At 34.7% G+C, this 21,014-nt stretch carries 19 protein-coding genes; 8 read left to right on the forward strand and 11 right to left on the reverse strand.

Annotation, left to right across the window (positions count from 1 at the left end; genetic code table 11):
* Positions 1–45: 45 nt before the first annotated feature.
* The 4 genes from AC57AW_RS03805 to AC57AW_RS03820 are packed head-to-tail and all read right to left on the reverse strand — an operon-like array spanning position 46 to position 3,928.
* Complete coding sequence (locus AC57AW_RS03805; RefSeq protein WP_496350883.1) at positions 46–1,203, reverse strand: DUF4350 family protein; 1,158 nt, start codon at positions 1,201–1,203, stop codon at positions 46–48.
* 11 nt (positions 1,204–1,214) lie between these two features.
* On the reverse strand, positions 1,215–2,006 hold the full coding sequence (locus tag AC57AW_RS03810; protein WP_496350884.1) for a DUF4129 domain-containing protein: 792 nt from the start codon (positions 2,004–2,006) through the stop codon (positions 1,215–1,217).
* Entirely contained in the window at positions 1,999–2,961 is a 963-nt protein-coding gene (locus tag AC57AW_RS03815; RefSeq protein WP_496350885.1) for a DUF4013 domain-containing protein, read from the reverse strand. The genes AC57AW_RS03810 and AC57AW_RS03815 overlap by 8 nt, the downstream gene beginning before the upstream one ends.
* Positions 2,945–3,928, reverse strand: a complete 984-nt coding sequence (locus AC57AW_RS03820; RefSeq protein ID WP_496350886.1) for a stage II sporulation protein M — start codon at positions 3,926–3,928, stop codon at positions 2,945–2,947. The genes AC57AW_RS03815 and AC57AW_RS03820 overlap by 17 nt, the downstream gene beginning before the upstream one ends.
* A 28-nt stretch (positions 3,929–3,956) precedes the next feature.
* On the opposite strand from AC57AW_RS03820, the gene AC57AW_RS03825 reads away from it, so the two are divergent.
* Positions 3,957–4,706 (forward strand): RDD family protein, encoded by a 750-nt coding sequence (locus AC57AW_RS03825; RefSeq protein WP_318847190.1) that lies wholly within the window; start codon positions 3,957–3,959, stop codon positions 4,704–4,706.
* Positions 4,707–4,875: 169 nt separating this feature from the next.
* The gene (locus tag AC57AW_RS03830; protein ID WP_496350887.1) at positions 4,876–5,166 is read left to right on the forward strand and encodes a GNAT family N-acetyltransferase; all 291 of its coding nucleotides are present in this window, start codon (positions 4,876–4,878) and stop codon (positions 5,164–5,166) included.
* Here the strand turns inward: AC57AW_RS03830 and AC57AW_RS03835 are convergent.
* The 5 genes from AC57AW_RS03835 to smpB form a co-directional block, all read right to left on the reverse strand.
* On the reverse strand, positions 5,155–6,126 hold the full coding sequence (locus AC57AW_RS03835; RefSeq protein WP_496350888.1) for a glycosyltransferase family protein: 972 nt from the start codon (positions 6,124–6,126) through the stop codon (positions 5,155–5,157). The genes AC57AW_RS03830 and AC57AW_RS03835 overlap by 12 nt on opposite strands.
* Positions 6,127–6,951, reverse strand: a complete 825-nt coding sequence (locus AC57AW_RS03840) for a UDP-2,3-diacylglucosamine diphosphatase (protein WP_318847193.1) — start codon at positions 6,949–6,951, stop codon at positions 6,127–6,129.
* Positions 6,952–7,008: 57 nt separating this feature from the next.
* Positions 7,009–7,749 carry a YebC/PmpR family DNA-binding transcriptional regulator gene (locus tag AC57AW_RS03845; protein WP_318847194.1) on the reverse strand — a complete coding sequence of 247 codons (741 nt, stop codon included), beginning with the start codon at positions 7,747–7,749 and terminating at the stop codon, positions 7,009–7,011.
* A gap of 96 nt (positions 7,750–7,845) precedes the next feature.
* The gene (locus AC57AW_RS03850; RefSeq protein WP_496350889.1) at positions 7,846–9,357 is read right to left on the reverse strand and encodes an OmpA family protein; all 1,512 of its coding nucleotides are present in this window, start codon (positions 9,355–9,357) and stop codon (positions 7,846–7,848) included.
* Between the two features lie 77 nt (positions 9,358–9,434).
* Positions 9,435–9,893 (reverse strand): SsrA-binding protein SmpB, encoded by a 459-nt coding sequence (gene smpB / locus AC57AW_RS03855; RefSeq protein ID WP_045501613.1) that lies wholly within the window; start codon positions 9,891–9,893, stop codon positions 9,435–9,437.
* Between the two features lie 120 nt (positions 9,894–10,013).
* On the opposite strand from smpB, the gene AC57AW_RS03860 reads away from it, so the two are divergent.
* Positions 10,014–11,636: an ABC-F family ATP-binding cassette domain-containing protein gene (locus AC57AW_RS03860; protein ID WP_318847196.1), complete on the forward strand. Its 1,623-nt coding sequence runs from the start codon at positions 10,014–10,016 to the stop codon at positions 11,634–11,636.
* A 79-nt stretch (positions 11,637–11,715) separates the two neighbouring features.
* Here the strand turns inward: AC57AW_RS03860 and AC57AW_RS03865 are convergent, their stop codons facing one another.
* Positions 11,716–12,528, reverse strand: coding sequence for a M48 family metalloprotease (locus AC57AW_RS03865; RefSeq protein ID WP_496350890.1), 813 nt, complete (start codon positions 12,526–12,528; stop codon positions 11,716–11,718).
* 92 nt (positions 12,529–12,620) lie between these two features.
* On the opposite strand from AC57AW_RS03865, the gene AC57AW_RS03870 reads away from it, so the two are divergent.
* The 4 genes from AC57AW_RS03870 (at position 12,621) to AC57AW_RS03885 (ending at position 16,560) form a co-directional block, all read left to right on the forward strand.
* Entirely contained in the window at positions 12,621–13,646 is a 1,026-nt protein-coding gene (locus AC57AW_RS03870; protein WP_496350891.1) for a hypothetical protein, read from the forward strand.
* A gap of 80 nt (positions 13,647–13,726) precedes the next feature.
* A complete protein-coding gene (recJ, locus tag AC57AW_RS03875; RefSeq protein WP_318847199.1) occupies positions 13,727–15,439 on the forward strand; it encodes a single-stranded-DNA-specific exonuclease RecJ in 1,713 nt (570 codons plus the stop codon).
* 127 nt (positions 15,440–15,566) lie between these two features.
* A complete protein-coding gene (gene nadD / locus AC57AW_RS03880; RefSeq protein ID WP_318847200.1) occupies positions 15,567–16,151 on the forward strand; it encodes a nicotinate (nicotinamide) nucleotide adenylyltransferase in 585 nt (194 codons plus the stop codon).
* A 70-nt stretch (positions 16,152–16,221) separates the two neighbouring features.
* Positions 16,222–16,560 (forward strand): DUF3817 domain-containing protein, encoded by a 339-nt coding sequence (locus AC57AW_RS03885; protein ID WP_318847201.1) that lies wholly within the window; start codon positions 16,222–16,224, stop codon positions 16,558–16,560.
* Positions 16,561–16,618: 58 nt separating this feature from the next.
* Here the strand turns inward: AC57AW_RS03885 and AC57AW_RS03890 are convergent, their stop codons facing one another.
* Positions 16,619–18,400, reverse strand: coding sequence for a carboxypeptidase-like regulatory domain-containing protein (locus AC57AW_RS03890; RefSeq protein WP_496350892.1), 1,782 nt, complete (start codon positions 18,398–18,400; stop codon positions 16,619–16,621).
* A gap of 322 nt (positions 18,401–18,722) precedes the next feature.
* Here AC57AW_RS03890 and AC57AW_RS03895 point away from each other — a divergent pair, with 322 nt between their 5' ends.
* Positions 18,723–20,984, forward strand: coding sequence for a TonB-dependent receptor domain-containing protein (locus AC57AW_RS03895; protein ID WP_496350893.1), 2,262 nt, complete (start codon positions 18,723–18,725; stop codon positions 20,982–20,984).
* The last annotated feature ends 30 nt before the right edge of the window (positions 20,985–21,014 follow it).

Genomic DNA, 21,014 nt, shown 5'->3' on the forward strand with positions numbered 1-21,014 from the left:
CAGCATTGGTAACCTGTTACATTGTTGTATTATTATATTGTTGTATTATTTAAATATTTCATCAAGAAGCTTATTAATCCTCGTAAGATCTTCCTTCATTACACTGGCATAAGGATCCTGAGCTTTTTTGACAAGCGTTATCGCTTCATTGATCATCTCCATGGTTTTCCCGGTTTTCAGCTGTAATTTTTTTGCAAATTCTTCATCTAAATTCTGGGTGTCTATCAAAAGATCCATTCTCACTTTGTTAAGAAAATACTGGGCTTTCTTTGCCATCATATCATGAAAATCACCTTCCTGAAGATACAGATTTCCAATACTTTTCACAAAATCCAGGGAAGTATTCCTTAGTGGCTCTGTTACCGGTACTATTCTCTGTTTTCTTTTGGCATTAAAGAAAATAAAAAGGACAAGTCCACCCAAAAACACCCACCATGCATACTTTAAAGCCGGATTTGATAATATAAATCTCATGAAAAAGCGTGATGTTGAACTTTTGTTTGATACAAACCAAAGAGTTTCTCTATCTGGAAGATATGAAAATACATCTTGTGCATATTTTACGTTCCCAGGTTTCAGAAGATAATAATTGGTCAGAAAAAGAGGTTCAGTATGAGCATAGATATATCCTTTCCCAAACTTCACCTTGATAAAGTTGGCCTGATCAGTATTCTTTTTTTCCACCGTTTTTCCAAGGACCTCAACTTTAGGTTTAATAAATGAAAATCCTCTTCCTGACGGAAATTTATCTAATTTGATAAAATCATTCTGATATTTTTTATCGGTAAGCTTCAGCACATTTTCCTCTTCAAAAGAAATTTCGGAATCATAATATCCAATACTGTCTGAAATTTCTTTCGGCATATGGACCACCATCAAAAATGCATCTGAACCATTAGAAACCTCAGTCAGGATTTTATTCCAGGACTCATTGTCAAGATTATTTTCAATAACGACAATATTGTGAGGGTTCTTTTTATGCTGGCTATAATATTCATAGGGAACCTGCTCAATCTTCTTCAGATTATTTTTAAAAAGATTTTTAGCTTCATTATTAAAAACAAACAAACCGAACGGAGACTTTTCATTGATATCAAAATTCTTACGCCAGTCTGTAGTTTCTTTTTTGTTAACTTCAAGCAATGCCAGAATAATCATCACAATGATGAAAATTACAGCATATGTTTTGAAAGTTTTATTCATGGTTACTATTGTTATGGTTTAAATGCCTGATACTGATTTTTAAATTTCTGATAGTTATGTTCTTCAATACTGAACTCTCCATACCAGACATAGTCAAAAATATAAGACAAATTGGAGAATTCACTTTTCAGATGAGGAGCTTTCAGCTCTGCGGCATAATCTTTATTCGTCTTTTCCGGATTCCAGTTGATCAGTTTTTTATCGCTCAGTTTTTTAAGAATAAACAGGAACTGATAACGAACTGCCGAACGGTAATCTCCCGCATGTTCAAATTTTGCAATACTTTCAGGAAAATTGATTTCATGGATATTCTCATGAAGTTCCTGCACGTTGAGATCCAGCTTTTTATTCTTTTTGCCAAAAAGAAAGTTCCCGTCTTTTCCCATGACATATTTAATGATAAAATACAGCAGAAAACCGACAAGAATAATCGCAAACAGACGGATAAGAATTGTTGTAAATTCTCCTGACTTACTCAATGTTGTTTCCCCAAAAAGGCTCTGTATAATCTGATTGAGTTTCCGCATCAGCTTTTGAAAGAAAGATTCTCTTGGTTTTGATACGGAATAGTCAAATTCGTTTCCTTTATATCTTGATGGAATATTTTCTTTGAATGTTTTAGGATAAACCTCGTTCTCCGATACCGGATTTTTCATCAACACAGAATCTGCACGCAGCATATTTTTGTAATGTCCGGTTGTATACAGAGAATCTCCCAGATATTCATCAGCAGAATTATCATCCTGAGCCTGAACCAGCCCAAGGGAGAGAAAAAGCAGTATGAAAAGGAATAGTTTATTCATTGATTCCGATAGTGTCTATTTCTGCAAGTTCTACTTTCTGGTGAAGATCTGTTCTGCTGTCGTAATACATCAATCCGGCATTCACATACATCAGGTTTGACAGAAAAAATGAAATCAGCATTGAAATTCCATAGAATACAAAAAACAGAATTCCTACAGTTCCGGTAAAAGGGTTCTGTTCAAAATTTCCGTTCGGTGTAGACGTAAGAAGCGATCCATAAAAAAATATCATCGGAATAAATGTGAATATAGATGTTACCATATAAATAATAATAAACATCACAAATGCCGATCCCCAATATTTCCAGTACGGGGATTTTTCACTACCGTTCGGATATGAAAACTGTGAACGTAAAGCATAACTCAAACTTCCCCAGAAACCTCTGTCCGAATTAAAATAATCATACATCAGAAAGGTAGTAAAATTAAATATCGTTGGATAAAGAAGCAGTATCAGGAACAATCCAATAACAATAAAAATGAGGATATAAGAAAATCCTACCACAAACAAAACTGCTGGTGTGACGATAAAGATCATTCCAAGACACAGCTTAGCAATTCTACCTGCATTTCTTTTAAAATCATTCAGAATTTCATCAGCCTTTATCTTTTCTGCCCCTTCTGCAATTCTTTTTAAATAAAAAACAGGGTACAGGTAATTAACAATCATCAAAATCATGAAAAGTAGGAAAGTCAATAATCCTACTGTAATCAGCATTCCAGCATTATCCGAAAAGTACTGCTCAAAATAATACGTTTCTCCGCCAAGATTAGATCCGAATATCTGAGAAAAAAGTTCTTTATATCCGAAAATCAAAACAGTAACCATCAGGATCAATAGCAGCCCATTGATTAGAATATAGTTTTTAAAATAATTCTTCCCATATAATTTGAAGAAATTAAAACTATCGCTGATAAAGGTTCCAAAATCTCTTTTTTTATAAAATTGTATCATTGATCAGTTTATTAGTTTTTTTGTAGACAACAGACGGATATACAAAATAGTAAAATCCTATAATTGCCAGTGAGCCAAAAATAATGACCAGGTTCAGAAACAAAGGCATCTTCAAAGCGTGTCTTGTAACATAACCTTCTATAATCCCTGCACAAACAGTGAAAGGTATTGTACTTAGAAATATTTTAAATGAATCTTTAAATCCTTTTTTAAAAGAATTAAATCTTGAAAACGTTCTCGGAAATAAAATAGAAGCTCCCAGGATCAGTCCGCACATCGCTTCCACCACCATGGCAAAAATCTCAAAAACTCCGTGAAGCCATATTCCTCTTGCACTGTCTTTCAGTGCTCCGTAATCATAAAAAAAATATTGGAAAGCTCCTAACATCACACTGTTGGAAAGCAATGCGAATAATGTTCCCACTCCTCCGGCAATTCCGTAAATATACAATTTCGCTCCTACCTGAATATTATTAAAAATAATCCCAATTGTACTTCCCCATGTGCTGCCACTCTGATAAACTCCTACAGCATTATTATTTTTAATATTTTCCATTGTTTCATTCACATAGCCCTCACCCAGAATAATATTAACAAAGTCTTTATCATAAATGGCAGAAAGCACTCCTATTGAAGTAAACAAAATGAAAAAGAGAAAAGCATACATCAGATATCTCCTGTACTGATACATCAGCAATGGAACTTCAGTTTTGAAAAAATAAACCAGCCTGTTCTCCTCTACCCTTTTTGTTTTATAGATCTTCTGAAAAATCTGGGCAGACAGATGGTTCAGGTAAACTGTGGTGTTACTTTTGGGATAATAAGTCTGGGCAAAAGAAAGATCATTGATCAGGTTAATATACAACGAAGACAGGTCATCAGGATTTTTTTTAATTTTCCCTTGAATAACCTGTTCTATTCCCAACCATTTTTCTTTATTTTGTTTAATGAAATAAACTTCTCTCATAATTGTTAAGGCTAAAATAATAAAAAATATGTCTCAAATTGCGATAAATACCTCACAAAATGTAAATATTAATTTTAATATTGCAGGCGTAGGAGAAAGGATGCTTGCCTTCATTATTGATCTTCTGATCAGGATAGCCTATGTGGTGATTATCCTGTATTTGTTCTTCAATATTTTCGACTTGGGATATTTATTAGATGGCCTCGATGAATGGTCTATAAGAGCTGTATATCTTATCCTTACTTTTCCTATTTATATTTATCCACTTGTTTTGGAAAGCCTAATGGAAGGCCAGACACCCGGTAAAAAGCTGATGAAAATCAAAGTGGTAAAGATTGACGGTTACCAGGCCAGTTTTGCGGATTATATGATCCGCTGGGTTTTCAGAATTGTTGATGTATCATTTGCCGGGGTGGTAGGACTTATCTCTATGATTATTTCTAAAAATAACCAGCGTTTAGGTGACATTGCTTCAGGAACTGCGGTCATTTCTTTAAAAAACAACATCAACATTTCTCACACCATTCTGGAGAATATCCACGAAGATTATATTCCTTCTTTTCCTCAGGTTATTGCGTTGAGCGATAATGATATGAGAATCATCAAAGACAATTACACCAAAGCGTTGAAAGTAGACGACCGCCAGATCATTAGTAAGTTGTCTGAGAAAATTAAAAGTATTCTGAAACTGGAAATTGATGCCACTAAAATGACAGAAAGACAGTTTATCAATGTTGTTATTAAAGATTACAACTACTATACGGGAAAAGACAATTAGTAATATCAATGGTCAATTTTGCTTCGCAAGTGAATTGACAGTATCGTAAATTAATTATTGCTTATTGCTTATTGCTTATTGCTTATTGCTTATTGCTTATTGCTTATTGCTTATTGCTTATGCAAAGGTCGGTGCAATTTTTGTATGTTTAATATTAAAGTGTAGAATCATGAAATTTGAAAACAATAAATCCGGAAACGGTGGAGTTCTTACCCTAAATAACGAAATAAAAGAAGTAGGCAGGCTTACCTATACCATTTTCCCTGAAGATCATAAATTCATTATCTCTTTTGTATTGGTACATCCCGAATTTGAAGGAAGAGGAATGGGGAAATTTTTAGTGGAAGAAGCCATTAAATTTGCAAGAGAAAACAATTGGAAAGTATATCCGCACTGTTCTTATGCAAGATCTGTGATGATGAGAATGAGTGATGTAGAAGATATATTTTTAAAGAATTAAAACTTCATTCAATAGAATATCTTCAATATCATCCGGGTAATCTACTTTGAGATGATGGTCAGAAGCAACCCATTCCATAATTTCCTGAAGATTTAAAACCTTAGAATTGGGTATTCCCATTTTGTCAAGGGCGCATGCATTACATCCCTGTTCATATTGATTATGGATAGGAATCACGAATAATTTTTTATCCATAAACAGTGCTTCTGCAGGAGATTCAAAACCTGCATTGCATAAAATTCCGTCACAACCTTCAAAGTATTTCAGATACTGGCTTTCATCAATAGGAAATACTTCCACATTTTTTACTTTAACCTGTACTTTGCTGTATTTTGAAAACACTTTCCATTCAACAGGAATTTTTCTTAAAACCTTAATGATATTTTCATCAGCAAAACTCGGAAGATACACAAGGTAATATCCCTGTTTGTAAGGATTAAGATTTCTGATTTTCTTTCTGATCACTGGCTTTTTGATCTGGGGATGGTAATTTTCAAAATGGAATCCTATTTTCCTTTCACTGGGAACATAGTATTTTAAAATCATTTCTCCCAAAAAGTCTTTATTCTTTGGTTTGGGGGTTTCCGCAAAACTCATGGAGGCCTGGTGGCTAAGTTCTATCATCGGAAGTTTCTTCAGTTTGGCTGCCCATCCCGTCAGAGGTTCATAATCATTAATGATTAAGTCATATTGTGAGAGCTCCAATTCTCTGATTGTTTTGGCCGCTTCAATGAATTTATTTTCAGTAAACGTTTTTCGGTAGGATAAACCGCCTGTTTTGTTATAAAGAAGGGAAATGCCCCTGTATTGGAAATTGATGTCAAAATCAGCCTTTAATTGCGATTGATGCCCACTGATTAATGTATCAACGGATGCATATTTTTTGAGAAGAGGAATAATTTCCTGCGCTCTGGCCATGTGACCGTTTCCAGTACCCTGGAATGCGTACAAAATTTTCATTTAGGAAAAGTTGGTTACGATTTTTAAAAGAGCAGAGTTATCCATTTCCGGAATTTCTTCCACTTCATCATCTTTCAGCAAATGCTTATGCTCATCATAATAAAAAATTGTCCATTCTTTATTATTGTATTCTAAGGCAGAGAGATTTTCAATCCAATCTCCCGAATTCAGATAAGTACAAGATCCTTTTTTATTGACTACCTCACGGATCTGTGGCTGGTGGATATGTCCGCAAACTACATAATCATAATTATTGTCAATAGCCAGCTCTGAAGCCGTAAGTTCAAAATCCCCGATATATTTTACTGCTTTTTTCACATTGTTTTTGATCTTTTTTGAAAATGAGTATTTCTCTTTACCCATTTTTTCTAAGAACCAATTTACAACATTATTGATAACAATTAGGAGATCATACCCTTTTCCGCCTAGTTTGGCGATCCATTTTGAGTGCTGGACGGATGCATCGAAAACATCACCATGAAATATCCAGGTTTTTTTCTGATCAATATTCAGGCAGATTTTATTACAGACTTTAAGTTTTCCCAATTCAAAATCTGTGAACTTTCGGAACATTTCGTCATGATTGCCTGTGATGTAATAGACATCTGTGTTCTTGGTAGCCAATGAAAGAATCTTTCTGATTACTTTCAAATGAGGTTTAGGGAAGTAAGACTTTTTAAACTGCCAGATATCAATAATATCACCGTTCAAAACTAAAGTTTTGGGTTGGATAGAATTGAGATATCTCAACAATTCTTTAGCCTTACATCCATAAGTTCCCAGATGAACATCCGATATAACAACTAATTCAACGTTTCTTTTCATAGTTTTGTACAAAGAAACTAATTGAAAGTTAACTGTATATGAATGCTATATTATTTTTTATAAAGAGTCCATCAGCTCTTCTGTGATTTCCATATTGTGGTAAACGTTCTGAACATCATCATCCTCTTCGAAACGTTCAAGCATTTTCATATTAGCTTTGAACTGTTCAGCATTTACTTCTTTTGTATTATTTGGAATTCTTTGAAGTTCTGCACTTTTTGCTTCAATTCCAAGATCATCCAATTTGTGAGATAAAGATCCGAAATCTTCAAAAGCTGTTGTGATCATTACTTCATCTTCATCTTTTTCTACATCTTCTGCACCGCCATCAATCATTTCCATTTCGAAATCATCCCAATCCATTTTGATCTGAGTCAAATCAAGAGTAAAAATTCCTTTTCTATCGAAGATAAATGCTAATTCACCATTCTTACCAAGGTTACCGTCAAACTTGTTGAAAACAGCTCTTACGTTCGCTACAGTTCTTGTCGTGTTGTTTGTAGTACATTCTACAAAAAAAGCAACACCACCTTGTCCGTAACCTTCATAAGTGATTTCTTCATAGTTCTCTGCATCAGCACCACTTGCTTTCTTGATGGCACGTTCTACGTTGTCCTTAGGCATGTTTGCCCCTTTTGCATTCTGTATACATCTTCTCAGCGCCGGATTGGCTTCCGGATCTGTTCCACCCGCTTTTACAGCCAGTGCAATGTCTTTACCTATTTTGGAGAATGTTTTAGCCATTTTATCCCATCTGGCCATTTTAGAAGCTTTTCTATATTCAAATGCTCTTCCCATTTTAATTTTTAAATTTCCAACAAAATTACTCAAAAGTCAACAAAAAAAAAATACCTCCAAAAAAAATTGGAGGTATTCATTATTTAGAAAAATTAATTATTTTTTCTTTTTAGCAACACCTTTTTTCTTAGCTGGAGCTTTTTTAGTAGCTTTTTTAGTAGCTTTTTTCACTGGAGCAACAACATCAGATTTTTGATATTTGTTCCATTCGCTGTCATCACCAATGTATCTAACAGTTACTTTTCTATCAGCTTGTCTTTCAGCATCAGATGCAGATTCTGCAACTTTAGCATTTTGCTCACCAATACCTACTGATTTCAATGCGTTGATATCTACACCTCTCGCATCTAAAGCAGCAACTACAGAAGCAGCTCTTTCTTTAGATAATTTCAAGTTGTAAGCATCGCTACCTTTTTTATCAGTTTCTCCAACTAATAAGAATCTACCTCCATCCTTCTTAATGATTTCAGAAGCAGTATCTAAAGCTCCTTTAGATTCAGGTTTGATTGTAGCTTTGTTGAAATCAAAGTATACACTCTTAAGATTCTTTTCAACGTCAGTAGCTGTTACTTCTTTTGGTTTAGGACATCCATTGTATTCAGGAAGACCTGGAACAGTAGGACAAGCATCATCTTTATCTAAGATACCATCACCGTCTGTATCTGGCCAAGGACAACCGTTGTTTTCAGCAGGACCTGCTACTGTAGGACAAGCGTCATCTTTGTCGATTACACCATCACCGTCAGTATCTGGCCAAGGGCATCCGTTGTTTTCAACTGGACCAGCCACTTCTGGACATTGATCGTCTTTATCTGGAACTCCATCACCGTCAGTATCAGGACATCCTTGGAATTCTGGTAAACCTGGAGTATCTGGACAAAGGTCATCTTTATCTAGGATACCATCCTTATCTCTATCTCTGTTTCCAAATCTGAATAAGATAGAAGCAGAAGCTTGCCAGAAGTTAGCAGCTGTAGATTTATCACCTGGAGTTGATACATAATCTCCCTGAACACCAAGACCGAAGTTCTTAGTTACCCAGAAGTTAGCACCAGCACCTGTAGCTACAGTAAAGTGATTAGCTTTACCATTCTCGTTACCATCTTTACCGTTAGTTACGTTTTCGATAGGATTACCGTTAGCGTCAACAGATGTTCTAGGGAAAGTAAGAGCTGTATAATCGTGTCTTAAGTAGTTAGCACCAACTCTTAAATATGGATCAAACCAAGATTCTTCGTTCCATAAAAGACCTGCAGCGTGAGCCTGGAAACCAAGACCTGTCATTAGGAAAAATTCTTTCCCCATGTTGAATCTTTTGTTTTCAACATTCCCAACAGAAGTCTGCCAGTCAATTACTAAACCTTTACCAACATTTCTAGCAACTGTTAACTTAGATAATGGAGGTGTAATAGAAAAGTTGTTCACATTGAACATACTTTTTGTCAAATTGTTAGCAGAGAACGTATTACCGAAGCTAGTACGTGCTGCTACGTGGTTTTCTGCATGAGCACCAACTCCGATTAACCACGGATTGTTGGTAGTCTGTGCGAAAACAGTAGAGGCAACAGTAAGCGCCAATGCTGAAATTCCTAATTTTAGATTTTTCATAGAATTAAATGATTAAATAATTGATAATGCAAAATAAATATAATTTTTCTTTATATACAAAGTTTTTCAAATGATTTTTAACTTTTCTTTAATATTCTGTCCAGGTTCCGTTTATTTTCTCTATCTTTTATCGCCTCTCTTTTATCGAAAAGCTTTTTACCTCTACCCAGCGCTATCAGCACCTTTGCTTTACCTCGGTCAGTGATATATAATTTTAAAGGTATTATGGTGTTCCCAGCATCCTTTAACTTTTTTTCAAGTTTTTGTAATTCTTTTTTGTGCAAGAGCAATTTCCGTTCCCTTTTTGTTTTATGATTGTAAAAAGTGCCCAATTTATACTCATCAATCATCATGTTAATGATGTATAATTCCCCATCAATAAACTGACAGAACGATTCTGTGATAGATGCTTTGGATGAACGTAAAGATTTTATTTCGGTACCCGTCAAAACCATTCCTGCTTCATATTCTTCAAGAATTTCATATTCAAAGCGGGCTCTTCTATTTAATATACTAACTGTTTTCTCAATCTTCATCATTTTAAATTTCGTTATTGAAATATATAAAAAATACCATACAATTAAAAACTTGACTATTATATTATTACAAAATACCCAAATTCTTTTCGTATTTTTGCGCCAAATTTACAAAACTATATGTTAACAGTATCTAACTTATCTTTACAATTCGGGAAAAGAGTTCTTTTTGACGAGGTAAATATTATGTTTACCAAAGGAAACTGCTACGGAATCATCGGAGCAAACGGTGCGGGAAAGTCTACATTCCTTAAAATATTAACAGGAAAGCAAGATCCTACAACAGGACATGTATCTCTGGAACCAGGGAAAAGAATGTCAGTTTTGGAGCAGGATCACTTTGCTTTTGATCAGTATACTGTTCTTGAAGCAGTTTTAAGAGGTAACAAGAAATTATTTGAGATAAAAGAGGAAATGGATGCGTTATACGCAAAAGAAGATTTCTCTGACGAAGACGGAATTAAAGCCGGTGAACTAGGTGTAATCTATGATGAAATGGGAGGTTGGACTGCAGAATCAGATGCACAGACCATGCTTTCAAACGTTGGAGTTAAAGATGACATGCACTGGCAAATGATGAGCGAACTTGAGAATAAAGACAAAGTAAAGGTTCTTTTGGCTCAGGCGCTTTTCGGAAATCCTGATGTATTGATTCTGGATGAACCTACCAACGACCTTGACATTGATACTATCTCCTGGTTGGAAGATTTCCTTGCAGATTATGAAAATACAGTAATCGTTGTATCTCACGACCGTCACTTCTTAGATACGGTTTGTACACACATCGGTGACTTGGATTATGCTAAACTTAACCTTTACACAGGTAACTACTCTTTCTGGTACCAAGCTTCTCAATTAGCAACGAGACAAAGAGCTCAGGCTAACAAAAAAGCTGAGGAGAAGAAAAAAGAACTTCAGGATTTCATCGCAAGATTTAGTTCAAACGTTGCAAAAGCTAAACAGGCAACTGCAAGAAAGAAAATGATCGATAAATTGAATATCGACGACATTAAGCCTTCTTCAAGAAGATATCCAGCAATTATTTTCGAAATGGAAAGAGAAGTGGGAGATCAGATTTTAGATGTAAAAGGTCTTGAAAAAACAAAAGACGGAGAATTATTATTCTCAAACATCGATTTAAACCTTAAAAAAGGTGATAAAGTTGCTGTTCTTTCAAAAAACTCTTTAGCTATCACAGAATTTTTCGAAATTTTAGCTGGAAATATTGAAGCAGACAAAGGAACTGTTGCTTGGGGAGTTACAACAAACCAATCTCAAATGCCTTTAGACAACACTAAATTCTTCCAGGAAGATATCAGCCTGGTTGATTGGTTGAGACAGTTTACAAAAAATGACGAAGAGCGTCACGAAGAATTTGTAAGAGGATTCCTTGGAAGAATGCTTTTCTCAGGTGACGAAGCGTTAAAATCTTGTAAAGTACTTTCAGGAGGTGAAAAAATGAGATGTATGTTCAGTAGAATGATGCTTCAGAAAGCAAACGTTCTTTTATTAGATGAACCTACCAACCACTTAGACCTTGAAAGTATCACGACATTGAACAACTCACTGTCTAACTTTAAAGGAAATCTTTTATTATCTTCTCATGACCACGAGATGCTTTCAACAGTCTGTAACAGAATCATTGAACTGACTCCTAACGGAATCATCGACAGAGAAATGACTTATGACGAATATCTTGCTGATAAAAAAATTAAAGAATTAAGAGAAAAAATGTATTCTTAATCTACACAGCATTATAATGTATATAAAACCCCTCAAAGTATTGCTTTGAGGGGTTTTTATTGAAAAATAAATTAAATAATTATTTCGTTAGTTTCGCAGTGGGTAAAGAGACAGCTCCCGGATCTTTCCACATCCCATCTTTTTCTGCTTTCTTTTTAATAGACTCTGCCCTTTTATTACTGTCAGGGTGAGAATTGAACATTTTTTCAAAGTTAGTCTGTGTACTCCCTTCTGAAAGTAAAGCTAATTTTTTGAAAGCTGTATAAGCTCCCACAACATCATATTTATTAGCTTTCATAAAGTCGTATGAATAGGTATCTGCTTCAGATTCCTGTTTTTTGCTATGTGAAGCATCTAAAAATGCATTAGCCATCTTTCCTACCTGAGTTTCATTCAGAGTAGCGACAGCAGAAGAAGCTGATGATGCGGCATCTAGTGCCGCTGCCTTTAGATAAGCAGATTTCATTGCATCTTTTGTATCCTGATTTTTCACGTGGCCGATTTCATGTCCAATAACAGCAAGCAATTCATTGTCTGTCATGATATCCATCAGAGAAGAGAACACACGTACACTTCCGTCTGCACAAGCAAACGCATTGATATCTTTTACTTTATAAACTTTATAATTCAAATTCAGACCGTCCTGAGATTTGTGTTTTCCAAACAGTTTGTTCAGTCTCACAGTGTACGGATCTTTAGGTCCTGCTACGGCATTATTTTTATCCATCCAGTCTACTGATTCTTTGGATAATTTAACCGCGTCTTCGTTCGTAAATGTTAGTGCTTTTGCTCCATTTGAAACCATTCCGGCAGCTTTCCCGAGGTTAATTTTTTGTGCATTGATCGAATACATAGCCCCCAATAGCGTAAGGCATAGTGTAATTTTTTTCATAGTCATTTAAATTTGGAGGACGAAGATAACCATTTTTCAACAATAATAAAGCTAAAAAAATAAACTCTATTTTTTTAATTTTAAAGGAAAAAATGAAAGCCATTTACCTGTTTACTCTATTCTTCTTTTCTCTATTCACAGGGCAGGAAAAAATAAAATACAACATGCCCGATTATGAAGATGTAATGATGACCTCCAATACTTACAATCTACCCTTTAACGTCAACTTCACATCATCAACTTACCTCCAAAACTTAAAAAGACTTGAACAGAAAAGCAATGGAGAGTATCTTAATATTTTAGAGTATGATAAAAATGGAAATTTGATTTATAAATATTATCGACAATATGTAAGTGAAAACTGGAGCGGAAAATATCTGACCATTATTGAAAGAAATATTTACAATGATAAAAACCAGCCAGTCAAAACCCTCATTCTTCACTCTAATGTTGGCGCAAGTTTAAATGAATATCATTATGATGCTTTAGGAAATATAATCCTTGTCAATAACACAGGAATTCCAATAATCGGGGGCAATGAAAATTCCTGGAGATATATTGAAGGCTTATTAAAAACCGAAGATTTTGACAAGGATAAAAATATTCTGAAGCTTAATAATAAAAAGAATAAAAGTTCTTATGTTTTTGAATATGATTTTAATAAAAAACTAGTGAAAGCATTCTCTAAGGATCTGCCGTCAAATCATGATTTCCATATTGTGTATCAATTTAGTGATTCAAACCAATTAATGTCAAAGACTGTTTTAGATCAAGGTAAAATCTATTATGACAATTCTTATTTCATTGATTATAAAGATGATAAAAAGATCACAAAAGAATATGATGAGGAAAAGAATTTAAAACAAACCACAACGGAATATCCTGAGAATAAATTTACTGTTATCGAAACGGTTAATACTGAATATAAATTTGACCAGAAAAGAAAATACTTTGGCAAAACACTGATTTTTGATGATAGCTTTACTCAGGATAACAATGAAAAGACACTTGAAAAATATGATCTAGACAAGTATAATATTCCTGTAAAGATGACTGTAGAAAAGAATGGAAAAATAGATTCAACCGTTATTTTCACAAATAAGTACGAGTTTTATTAGACTTATTTCTGTTATTTTTTTAAATCTAATTTGCTGATTTTTAAAGAGGCTTTTAGAACTTTTTTCCTTATTTTTGTGAAATGAGTCAAAAATGGATTTACAAGCCTGAACCCGATGAGGAAGTTGTGGACAGACTAAGTTCGTCACTTGGTTTTGGTACTTTTGAATCTAAAATCCTCGTTTTAAGAGGGATTGACAACTATCAAAAGGCCAGAGAATTCTTCAAACCAAACCTTACCGATATACATAATCCTTTTTTAATGGCAGATATGCAAAAAGCTGTAGAGCGTATTGCAACGGCCATTGAAAATGGTGAAAAAATATTGGTATATGGTGACTATGATGTAGACGGAACCACAGCAGTTGCTTTAATGTATCTTTATCTCAGCAAGATTGTTGAGAAAAAATACTTAGACTACTATATTCCGGACAGAAATTCTGAAGGCTACGGAATTTCTACTGAAGGAATTGATTTTGCCAAAGCAAACGGATTTTCATTAATCATTGCTCTGGATTGTGGAATAAAGGCCCTTGACATGATCAGCTATGCCAGTAATCTGGATATCGATTTTATTATCTGCGACCATCACCTTCCGGGTGAAGAAATTCCAGATGCAGCAGCTGTACTTGATCCTAAAAGAAATGACTGCCGATATCCTTTCAAAGAACTTTCAGGATGTGGTGTTGGCTTTAAGCTTTGCCAGGGATTAAATACAATTTATAAATTACCGGAAGCTGAATTATTTGAACTGACTGATCTTCTTGCCATTTCTATTGCGGCAGATATTGTTTCCATGACCGGAGAAAACAGAGTATTGGCAAAAATGGGATTAAAAACCCTTAGAAAGACCAGAAATCTAGGATTAAGACTATTAATTCCTGAGGACAAACTTTCTCATTTTGAAATTTCCAATATTGTTTTTGAAATAGCTCCTAAAATTAATGCTGCTGGAAGAATATCTCAAGGTAAAGCAGCTGTGGAACTTATGGTTTCCGACAATCTGAAACATGCAAATCAGATTGTAAGTGACATCATGGACCTCAACGATGAAAGAAGAGAACTGGATATGAATTCTACCCTTTCAGCATTGAACCAAATTATAGAATCTCAACAAGAAACCAAGCATACAACAATCGTTTATCATCCTGAATGGAATAAAGGAGTGATTGGTATTGTAGCTTCCCGCCTTATTGAAACCTACTATAAACCCACTCTGGTATTTACCGATGGTAATAACGGGGAAATGGTAGCTTCCGCAAGATCTGTTTCCGATTTTGATGTGCATGAAGCTCTTGATATGTGTTCCGAATACTTCCTTAAGTTTGGAGGGCATCATGCGGCTGCCGGACTTTCTATGGAGAAAGACAAGTTTGACGCTTTCAAGGAAAGGTTTGAAAAAATTGTTTCTGAAAAAATCAAAGAGCATCAGAAAGAGCCTTCTATTGCCATTGATACTGAAATTACAGTGGATGAAATTAACAGAGAGTTTATCAATTTCCACAGAAAACTGGCTCCATTTGGACCTCACAATATGAAACCTATTTTTACATTGACAGATCAGAAACTGTCTGGCTATGTGAAAACAATGGGGAAAGATAACAACCACCTGAAGTTTTATATCAAGCAGGAATCTACAGGACGAAATATCGAATGTGTAGGATTCAAGCTAGGACCATTTGTTGAAGATTTTAAAAATAAAAATTTCGACCTTGCTTTTACCCTTGAAGAAAATCACTGGAAAGGCAATGTTACTCATTATCTAAATATTAAGGATGTGAAGTTTAGGGATTGATGAAAGATGCAGGATTAGGTTACAGAGGATAGAAATAAGAACAATATCAAAGCCCATTCACCTTAAAAAAGAATCCTGAGTCTAATATTTATATTCTAAATACTCTCACCCGCTATCCGTTACAAAAATGAAAAAAATCGGTTTATTTTTCGGGTCATTCAATCCTATTCATATCGGACATCTTATTCTGGCGAATTATATTCTGGAAAATTCTGATATGGATGAGCTTTGGTTTGTAGTGAGCCCACAAAATCCGTTTAAAGACAAAAAATCTTTACTGAAAGATCATAACAGACTTGATATGGTACAGCTTGCGGTAAAGCATTATCCGAATATGAGAGCTTCTAATGTAGAATTTTCTCTTCCGATGCCAAGCTATACTATTGATACACTTACCTATCTCCATGAGAAATATCCTGAATATTCTTTCAGCCTGATCATGGGAGAAGATAATCTGAAGAGTCTTCACAAGTGGAAAAATTCTGATGTTCTGATCAAAAATCATCATATCATAGTTTATCCAAGAGTATTTGAAGGAGAAAAGGCTGATGCTGATTATTTACAGCATGAAAATATTTCTCTCATAAAGGCTCCGGTTATAGAACTTTCTGCTACTGAAATCCGTACTATGATTAAAGACGGAAAAAATGTAAGACCTATGTTGCCACCTGAAGTTTTTGAATATTTGGATGGTAGCAGTTTTTATAAGTAATTTTGCAAATCAGAAATGAGAAGTTAGAGAAAGACTCTTTACTATTAACTCTCAACTCATAATTAAAGGAATGGATTTCATCGAAAAATTTTTCTCAAAATATTCTCAGGAAAAAATCATTAAATGGTTTAAACAGGTTTGTCTTGCAGAAGCCTTTTCATGTCTTTTACTGTACTGTGTTGCAATGATTTGGATCCGATATGATGAAAATTTATATTCTATTATCTTCATCAGCGTTATTGGCAGTTTACACGGATTATTTTTTACGCTTTACCTTTTACTCTGCCTTCCTGCAAGAAAAATTTATCATTGGGATGATGAAGATTTTGTTTTTGCCTTATTATCTGCCTTCTTTCCTTTTGCAACAGTTTGGGTAGACAAAAAACTAGCCCGTTTTGACAGAGAATAAATAATAAATATACCGCATAAAAAAAGGACCTTTTCGGTCCTTTTTATTTTTACGATGATTACATATCTCGTTTTACATGCCCTGTTGCGGTGAAGGTATGGTTTCCTGAACTATTGGTAAAAGTTCCATTGACTGTAAAATCAATATAGTCTCCTACAGCTCCAAAAGAAGTTATATTTACAACGAGGTTTCCATTATTTGTTGTAATAGCACCTCCTGAAAATTCAAATCCATAATTTGAAGTAAAACTTGCAGCAACTCCCAACATATTATTCTGAGTCATAGAAAAAAATGGCCCTGCAGGATTCATTGAATTTATTCTCAATTGTTTAGGTTGCATATTAGGTGATGCAGGTATAAGACCTGTCCATTGTACATTGATCAATCCCAACACATAAACAACTGACTGATTATCAATTTTATAGCTTATAAATTCATTTAAAGAATTACAAGCCATGATATTCCCTAGATTTATAGTATTAGAGATTGCAGTGAAAGTAATTTCATTGGTTGTCTGAAAATTAGTGGTATCAAATCCTTCATAAGTAAACTGTGGATTTACTGTACATGAATAGGTGTTGAAGGTAAAACTTCCGTTATTGTCTACCGGAACTGACATATACTGGAAATAGCTTGTAGCCCCTACTGGTTTTAGGACTACATAACCGTCACTCACATTAGCATTGGCGCAAGTTTTCAGGATTCCCTGGATGGTATAACTGGTAGATGTAGGTGGATTTACTGTAATATCTGCTATAGTTGTTATCATTCCAACCGGAAAAGGTCCCACATTAGATGTATACATTACATTATTACAAATATCATACACTTTTAAAACAAGAACCTCACCTGCCGGAACAATTCCACTCACTATACCTGCGTTGTCTGTTATTCCAGAAGTTTCATAGGTTTGAGAGATTCTCCTTAAAGTTACTTTAACATTAGGTAAAACCTGCCCTGCCGCATTTTTTACGGTTACTTTCATTGTTGCCTGCTCAAACTGTGCATCATAATTCCACCAGGAAAAATGGCTTACGGTTCCTACATAGGTATTTCCAATCTTTGTGGCAGAACCTTCTTCTTTCCACATTCCTGTGTCTTCATTATATGACCATAGCGGTATTGTGGCTGGTGAACTGGAAGTTTGTGCAGCATCTACAGGAACAGTGATTTCTGCGGAATGGCCGTTTGCAATCTGAAGGTTTTGTCCCGCACTTCCCGTCAACTGTACATGCAGCATTCCAAAAGTTTCCATTATTCTTGCATTACCTCCTGAATTGGTTGCCAAAAATGAACCTGGCATTAATTCATTAAGGTATTGGTTAGATGGTGCCAAGTGAAAAACTCCAACACTCACATTTCCTGAATAAGCATTTCCGTTCGCATCTTTGAAACTTCCGTCAAATTTTACTTTTGTTCCGTTGGGTAATGAAACGGTAGATGTAGAACCAGTGGAGATTGTAGATGTCGTTGTTATAGGGATCATCATCATGTTCACCCTATTTATACCGTTGGTAGGCACTAAAACACGTGATGCATTCACATAGCCGGATTTTGTCACTTTAATATGGGCAAAATTTTCTTTTACTGAAGCATTTTTAAATGTGAAGAAACCTTTAAGATTGGTTGTAACCGTACTTGTTCCAATGGTAACCGTTGCTCCTGAAACGGGAAGTCCGTTCGTATCAAGAACTACACCCTGGAAGTTCTTTTGTGCAGTATTCCCAAAATTGTAATTGGATGGAGGATTTGTTGGATTGTCATCTGTTTCTGAGAAAGTTTCATTTTTACATGAAAACATTAAAGCAAACAACAATAATAACAGGTAAAATTTTCTCATATGGCATTAATTTTTAGTTTTCACTAAATTAATAATAAAAAACAATCATTACTCTCTTTTCCTATTTCTTATCAAATATTTTTAAAAATTTTTATCAATTTCATTCTATCATGTAACAAAAATCAACTTTAAATTGTCTAATTAAGTAGCAAAGTTATTTAAATTGAAAAATTGATGTGAAATTTTAGTCACTGAAAATCAATTGTTTAAATAATAATTAAAAACATTTTAAGTACTTTGCATTGCATGATACTAAATTTATTACATATCTTTGCAATGTAAAATAACAAACCATACAAGCTATTAATTAAAAAATAATATCATGAAAACTCAAATTCTTATTGCAGCACTATTTTTCGGTGGACTTGTAACTGCCCAGCAGAAAAAAGACAGTTTGAAAGTAAATGCTATTGATGCAGTGAATATCAAGAAGCAGGTTTTCAAAAAACAAGGGGACAGATTGGTGTACGATGTAGCTTCTTCATCAATTGCTAAAGGAACCAACACCTTTAATCTCTTGAAACAAACTCCGATGATTTCCAGTATAGATGGAAAGACATTGAAGATTTTGGGAAAAAATGATGCAGTGATCTACATCAACAATAAGAAAACAAATATGGATTCTGAAGCATTGATTGAAATGCTGAAATCCACACCATCAGAGGATATCCAGAAAATTGAAGTCATTACAGTTCCAGGAAGTGAATTCCAGGTTGAATCTAAAGAAGGCGTAATTAATATTGTAATGAAAAAAAGCAAGAACAACGGTTACAACGGAACGTTGAAAATGCAGAATGAGCAAGGATATTACAACAACCCTAATGCAGGAGCTTCTTTTAACTTCAGACAAGGTAAGTGGTCTGGTAATTCAAACTTCAGAACGGGAAGCTGGACAGACAGACAAAGATATACACTCTCTAACGGAGATTCTACTTTCAAAAATGAATCATTCGGGTTTAATGATGATCCTAACAAAAATTTTGGTGGAGGCTTCAATGTTGATTATGAGATCAATAAAAAGCATAGTCTTGGTTTCTCCTACAACATGAGATATAATAAAAGTTTCAATTCTGTACTGGATATTACCAACTGGCAAAATGGGGTTTTAAATAACAGAACAGTCAATAATGAAGATGCACAAACCAGAAATCATTCATTCAATTTAAATTATGAGATGAAAACCGATTCTCTGGGAAGCAAACTTACAGCAAATGCTTCTTATCTATGGTTCAACAGAGATAAAGTAAGTTTTAATGAAAGTTTTCCTTTAACTAATGATACCATCAACAAATATTCAGCACTTCATCAATCAGTACCTCAAATTATTAACAACTATGCGGCAAATATCGACTATCTGAAAAAAACAGCAAAAGGCGCAACATGGTTAATGGGAATCAGCTACAATCATACGAACACTGATAATGATACCAAACAAGACAAACTAATAGGTGGTGATTTTGTGATAGATCCTAAACAAACCAATCACTTCATTTATAAAGAAAATATACTTGGAATTTATCTGAACTATGAGCGTAAACTGACTGAGAAAATATCCGGAAAAATAGGAGCCCGATATGAAATGACCAGAAGTACCGGAGAAATTCTGGAAAAAACAGGGTTCGAAAGAAATTACAATAATCTTTTACCTTATCTGAATTTAAATTATGCCATCAATTCTGATCACAATCTGAGCTATACTTTCTCCAGCAGAATCCGAAGACCAAGATTCTGGGAACTCAACCCGTCCAGAACGTATTTCACTCCTACGAATTATACACAGAATAATCCATTTGTTCTTGCTTCAAAATTTTATAATCAGGAGCTGAACTATATGTACAAAAATGCATTCTACGCCAATCTTAGCTTTAATATGGTGGAAGACGCATCTGCTTCTGACATGCTTCCGTTACAGGGAACTTTAACAACTCCAGAAAGGGATAAAAATGGAAATATAGTCTATGGTCCAGGCGGAAATATGATCATGCGAACAACTAGATTCCTAAGATATATAAGAACCAATTACGGTAAAAACAGAGAACTTGCTCTTACGCTGGGAATGAACAAATCATGGTTCAAAGACATATGGACAACCAACTATTCTGTCAATTTGGGTTATGTTACCTACAAAGGCGGAGTATGGGAAGATCCAACTTCTCAACTAGGTCAGTACGAATCCGAGTCACTGGATCCTTATATCATTGATGTAAAAAACTACAATATGTCTGCAACCATCAATAACACTATCAGACTTTCATCTAAAAAAGACTGGTTTTTAGGAGTTAATTACTTCTTTGCAAGCCAGACCGCTACGGAAGGAGGTATGATAGGAGCAAGACAAAGCTTCGATCTCAGTCTTAAAAAAATTGCAGGCGACTGGACCATTGTAGCGGAAGTAAGCGATTTATTTAACCAAAGCTTCTACAGCGTGAGAGGAGTACAGCCCAACGGAAAGTATAATAATATCACCAACTTCAACTATCCAAGACTAATGAGCATCGGAGTTACTTACAACTTCGGGAATCAGAAACTGAAAAAGGCAAGGGAAATGAAATCAGCCAATGATGCTGTAAAATCAAGAACCTAATCTATAAAAACTTATATCACTCAACCACTC

This window comes from Chryseobacterium sp. BGA-UO-ETr-SB22, assembly GCF_059567885.1.

Bases quoted from the DNA above. Each gene is read 5' to 3' on its own strand.
- AC57AW_RS03805 (WP_496350883.1), bottom strand. From the start codon at position 1,203: ATGAATAAAACTTTCAAAACATATGCTGTAATTTTCATCATTGTGATG.
- AC57AW_RS03810 (WP_496350884.1), bottom strand. From the start codon at position 2,006: ATGAATAAACTATTCCTTTTCATACTGCTTTTTCTCTCCCTTGGGCTG.
- AC57AW_RS03815 (WP_496350885.1), bottom strand. From the start codon at position 2,961: ATGATACAATTTTATAAAAAAAGAGATTTTGGAACCTTTATCAGCGAT.
- AC57AW_RS03820 (WP_496350886.1), bottom strand. From the start codon at position 3,928: ATGAGAGAAGTTTATTTCATTAAACAAAATAAAGAAAAATGGTTGGGA.
- AC57AW_RS03825 (WP_318847190.1), top strand. From the start codon at position 3,957: ATGTCTCAAATTGCGATAAATACCTCACAAAATGTAAATATTAATTTT.
- AC57AW_RS03830 (WP_496350887.1), top strand. From the start codon at position 4,876: ATGAAATTTGAAAACAATAAATCCGGAAACGGTGGAGTTCTTACCCTA.
- AC57AW_RS03835 (WP_496350888.1), bottom strand. From the start codon at position 6,126: ATGAAAATTTTGTACGCATTCCAGGGTACTGGAAACGGTCACATGGCC.
- AC57AW_RS03840 (WP_318847193.1), bottom strand. From the start codon at position 6,951: ATGAAAAGAAACGTTGAATTAGTTGTTATATCGGATGTTCATCTGGGA.
- AC57AW_RS03845 (WP_318847194.1), bottom strand. From the start codon at position 7,749: ATGGGAAGAGCATTTGAATATAGAAAAGCTTCTAAAATGGCCAGATGG.
- AC57AW_RS03850 (WP_496350889.1), bottom strand. From the start codon at position 9,357: ATGAAAAATCTAAAATTAGGAATTTCAGCATTGGCGCTTACTGTTGCC.
- smpB (WP_045501613.1), bottom strand. From the start codon at position 9,893: ATGAAGATTGAGAAAACAGTTAGTATATTAAATAGAAGAGCCCGCTTT.
- AC57AW_RS03860 (WP_318847196.1), top strand. From the start codon at position 10,014: ATGTTAACAGTATCTAACTTATCTTTACAATTCGGGAAAAGAGTTCTT.
- AC57AW_RS03865 (WP_496350890.1), bottom strand. From the start codon at position 12,528: ATGAAAAAAATTACACTATGCCTTACGCTATTGGGGGCTATGTATTCG.
- AC57AW_RS03870 (WP_496350891.1), top strand. From the start codon at position 12,621: ATGAAAGCCATTTACCTGTTTACTCTATTCTTCTTTTCTCTATTCACA.
- recJ (WP_318847199.1), top strand. From the start codon at position 13,727: ATGAGTCAAAAATGGATTTACAAGCCTGAACCCGATGAGGAAGTTGTG.
- nadD (WP_318847200.1), top strand. From the start codon at position 15,567: ATGAAAAAAATCGGTTTATTTTTCGGGTCATTCAATCCTATTCATATC.
- AC57AW_RS03885 (WP_318847201.1), top strand. From the start codon at position 16,222: ATGGATTTCATCGAAAAATTTTTCTCAAAATATTCTCAGGAAAAAATC.
- AC57AW_RS03890 (WP_496350892.1), bottom strand. From the start codon at position 18,400: ATGAGAAAATTTTACCTGTTATTATTGTTGTTTGCTTTAATGTTTTCA.
- AC57AW_RS03895 (WP_496350893.1), top strand. From the start codon at position 18,723: ATGAAAACTCAAATTCTTATTGCAGCACTATTTTTCGGTGGACTTGTA.